Annotated in this window: 1 protein-coding gene; it reads left to right on the forward strand. The window is 44.8% G+C overall.

Annotation, left to right across the window (positions count from 1 at the left end):
* Positions 1-441: cytochrome-c peroxidase (locus DKW60_RS23905; RefSeq protein ID WP_425451375.1), on the forward strand; the 441-nt coding region annotated here is incomplete at its 5' end.
* Positions 442-634 lie beyond the last annotated feature (193 nt).

Below are 634 nucleotides of genomic sequence, written 5' to 3' on the forward strand. Positions count from 1 at the left end.
GGGCGATGCATGTTTTGTCACTCCGGAGCTTTGTTCACCAACGGTGAGTTTCATGATGCTGGTGTGCCGTATTTTATCAAGCCGGGTGTGGTGGACTCAGGGCGTCATCAGGGGATCATCGATCTTAAAAAGTCACCGTATACGCTGGATGGAATGTTCACGGATGACCCTGAAAAATCCGGTGCGTGGGCTGTTAAAAAAGTCGCCCGACAGCATGCAAACTTTGGTGTATTTCGTGTGCCTGGCCTTCGAAATGTGGCAAAGACAGCGCCCTATATGCACGATGGTTCGCTGGCAACATTGAGAGATGTGGTGAATCACTACTCCAATATCGACATGGAGCGTTTGCATATTGATGGTGAGGCGATATTGCAGCCGCTGGGTTTGAATGAGCAGGAGGTTGATGATTTGGTGGCGTTTTTAGAGTCGCTATCGGATTAGGTGCGATAATGGCAAATTGCTCATATCCTTGATTTAAAATATATATTCCCGTCTTCCGTCCTACATTGATATACAAAAGACTGACATAAATTGGCATGTTTTTGCTACAGAATATATGGTTAGCTTATGTTATCGATAACAGGATAATTTGAGGAGAGGAAAATGACGAATAAATACAAGGTAGCCGCAATTG

Origin of the sequence: Leucothrix pacifica (assembly GCF_003172875.1) — a bacterium.
GTDB classification, from domain to species: domain Bacteria; phylum Pseudomonadota; class Gammaproteobacteria; order Thiotrichales; family Thiotrichaceae; genus Leucothrix; species Leucothrix pacifica.